This is a genomic window from Streptomyces atriruber (assembly GCF_001418325.1).
GTDB classification, from domain to species: domain Bacteria; phylum Actinomycetota; class Actinomycetes; order Streptomycetales; family Streptomycetaceae; genus Streptomyces; species Streptomyces atriruber.
Window position 1 is genome coordinate 1 of record NZ_LIPN01000406.1, and the last position, 3402, is coordinate 3402.

At 73.9% G+C, this 3402-nt stretch carries 2 protein-coding genes; one reads left to right on the forward strand and one right to left on the reverse strand.

Annotation, left to right across the window (positions count from 1 at the left end):
• Positions 1 to 39: 39 nt before the first annotated feature.
• On the forward strand, positions 40 to 1527 hold the full coding sequence (locus AOK03_RS33815; RefSeq protein WP_055569200.1) for a GntP family permease: 1488 nt from the start codon (positions 40 to 42) through the stop codon (positions 1525 to 1527).
• An 85-nt stretch (positions 1528 to 1612) separates the two neighbouring features.
• On the opposite strand, the gene AOK03_RS33820 is transcribed toward AOK03_RS33815, so the two are convergent.
• Positions 1613 to 3402, reverse strand: a 1790-nt coding sequence (locus tag AOK03_RS33820) for a WD40 repeat domain-containing protein (RefSeq protein WP_425264440.1), incomplete at its 5' end; no start/stop codon positions are given.

Sequence of the window (3402 nt, forward strand, 5' to 3'; positions counted from 1 at the left end):
CCCCTGCCCCGAAAGCCCCATGCACTTACGAGGTCAACGATGTCCCCGTCCCACACCGCCGTGCTCGCGGCCGCCCCCGCCCCCGAGCCACCGCACACCGGCGGCCTTCTCGCGCTGATCGACGGCACGGCAGGTCTCCTGACCGTCGCCGCGCTCGGCATCGTGCTTCTCCTCTTCCTGATCATCAAGGTCAGGCTGCAGCCCTTCGTGGCGCTCCTGGCGGTCTCCATAGTCGTCGGCCTCTCGGCCGGGCTCTCCGTCACCGAACTCTTCGGCACCGTCCAGAAGTCCGACGCCGTCTCGGTCATCGAATCGGGCATGGGCGGGATCCTCGGCCATGTGGCGATCATCATCGGCCTCGGCACGATGCTCGGCGCGATCCTGGAGGTGTCCGGCGGCGCGGAGGTCCTCGCCTCCCGCCTGCTCGGCCTCTTCGGCGAGAAGCGCGCCCCGCTCGCGATGGGCCTGACGGGTCTGATCTTCGGCGTCCCCGTCTTCTTCGACGTCGGCATCTTCGTCCTCGCGCCGATCGTGTACGCCGCCGCCAAGCGCTCCGGCAAGTCGATCCTCCTCTACTGCCTCCCCCTGCTCGCGGGTCTCTCCATGACCCACGCGTTCCTGCCCCCGCACCCCGGCCCGGTGGCCGCGGCGGGCCTGCTGAAGGTCGACCTCGGCTGGGTCATCCTCATGGGCATCGTCTGCGGCATCCCCGCCGTCCTCGCCGCCTGGGTCTTCTCCGCCTGGATCGGCAAGCGCATCTTCGTGCCCGTGCCGCAGGACATGGTCGAGGCCGCCGACGAGGCGAAGGCGGCGGTCGTCGCCGAGCAGAGCGCGGCCGGTGTGGCCCCGCAGGAGAAGCCGGTGCCGCTGGGCATCGTCTTCACGATCATCGGCACGCCGCTGGTCCTGATCCTGCTCGCCACGTTCTCGTCGATCGCCTTCGACCCCTCGACGTTCCGTTCGGTCATCGAGTTCTTCGGCAGCCCCTTCGTCGCCCTGACGATCGCCCTGCTCATGGCGTACTACCTGCTGGGCATTCGGCGCGGCTGGTCCCGCAAGTCCCTGGAGACGGTGTCGACCTCGTCCCTGAAGCCGGTCGGCAACATCCTCCTGGTCGTCGGCGCGGGCGGCATCTTCGGCGCGGTCCTGAAGGCGAGCGGCGTGGCCGGCGCCATCTCGGACACCTTCCAGGACGTGGGCCTCCCCATCATCGTCCTCGCCTACCTGCTCTCCCTGATCCTGCGCGTGGCCCAGGGCTCGGCGACCGTCGCGATCGTCACGACGGCGGGCATCGTCGCCCCCCTCCTCTCCGAGGGCGACTACTCCCAGGCCTTCGTCGCCCTGGTCATCATGGCCATCTCGGCGGGCTCCATCTTCGCCTCGCACGTCAATGACGGCGGCTTCTGGATGGTCGCGAAGTACTTCGGCATCAGCGAGCGGGACACCCTGAAGACGTGGACGGTGCTGGAGTCGGTGCTGTCGGTCGCGGGGTTCGCGGTGGCGGGCGTGGTCAGCCTGTTCGTGTAGCGAGCACGTCCCTTCGTACGGGGGCGGGGCACCGGGCGGTTCGCCGGTGCCCCGCCCCCGTGTCTCCCGTGCGCGTCCGCGTGCCTCACGTGCACGTCTGCCGGTAGGGCACGTCCGGGATGTGCTTCGCCCAGTCCGCGGGGGAGAAGCCGCCCTCGGCGCGGGCGCAGACCCGGGCGGTCAGATAGGGGTGGTCGATGCGGTGGGCGAGGGGCGGGGTGTGTTCGCCCGTGGTGAGGACCGTCCTGCCGTCCCGGGTGAACGCGAGGGCCCGGATCACATCGCCGCCGGTCGGCAGGGAGGAGACCAGGAGCCTGCTGGACGGCACGTCGTACAGCGCCACCCTGCCCCCGTCGTCGCCCACCGCGAGGGTCCTGCCGTCGCGGCTGAGGGCCAGCGCGGTCACCGGGGACCCCGCTCCGTCCCCGGTCACGGTGAACGTGCCGGGCAGGTCGGCGACGAGCCGGGTCCCGTCGCCGTTCCACAGGGCGACCCGGCCGGAGTGTCCGCCCGCGGCGAGCAGGCTGCCGTCGGCGCTGAAGGCGACGCGGTGGGCGCCGCGCGACAGGAGCGGGTCCCGCGCGGCCCGGTGGCCCGCGGGGAGACGGTAGAGGCCGCCGCCGTCCGCGGCGTAGGCCCCGTCGGGGCGCACCACGAGGTGATCCGTGCCCGGCGCCCAGCCGCCCAGCACGGCGTCCGGGGCCGGTGCCGCGGCGCCGTCGCGCAGTTCGAGGCGCGCCAGCCGCACCGCGTTCTCGCGGCGGGTCAGGAGGGCGGTGCCGTCCGGGGTGAGGGCGAGCCCGACCACGTCCTCCTCCTCGCGGCCCGCGCGGGCCAGGACGTGCCGGCTCCGTTCGCGTCCCTCCCGTACGTCCCACACCCGGACGGTCTGCGGGTGGCGCCGTTCGGCCACGCTGTGCCGGGCCCGGATGCCGAGGGCCAGCCGGCTCCCGTCGGCGCTGAACGACAGCAGCACGTCGCAGCCGCGCTCCGAGCGGGCGATGTCGCCCTCCTCGGCGAGCCTGCAGTCCTCGGGGGCGAGCCGGCGCGCGGCGGCCCCCGCGCGGGTGGGCCGCAGTTCGAAGCGCATCCGGTCGCCGTCCCGGCGGGCGACGGCCACGTGCTCCCCGTCGGGTCCGTACCGTGCCTCGGCGACGGGGGCGTGCCGCCAGGCCGAGGTGAGGGCGTTGCCCACGGCGAGGGTGCGGACGGTCGTGCCGTCCTCCCAGTAGCGGACGGCGCGGTCCTCGGTGTCGATGCGGAGCTGGGTGGCGGAGCCGCCGTTGAGGGAGTGGCGGTAGACCGGCCGCCGCGGGTCGGCGGTGCGCCACAGGAGGATCTCCTCGTCGGTGGTCACCCCGAGGAACGCGCCGTCGTCGCTGAACGCCGCGCTCGCATGGACCGGCGAGGCCCGCCACGACGACCCGGTGCGCAGGTCCCAGGCCCGCACGTCGTCGCCGACGGAGGCGAGGAAGCGACCGCGGGGGTCGAGGACGATCCGGTGCCCGAGGCGCTCGGTCCCGCACACGGCCCGCCGGTCCTTCGCCGAGAGCCGCACCGGCGCGACGGGTTCCGCCCGGCGGCCGGTGGTGGTGCCGCGGACCTCCAGGACGCTCGGCCCGTCGCGTGCGCCGGAGCGGCAGAACGCCATGATCCGGTCGTCGCGGCCCACGACGGCCTCGGGCACGTCCGCGTACGGACTCAGGGCGATCCGGCGCGTGACGCGGCCGCTGTCCGCGCGCAGCACGCGCAGTGAGGCGAGGTCGTTGACGACGACGTGGCGCCCGGTGGGGGAGAAGGACGCCGGTTCGTGCGGGGAAGCGAAGGCGGGGCCGACGGGCCGCCCGGACCGCGCGTCGTACACCCGGGCCCGCC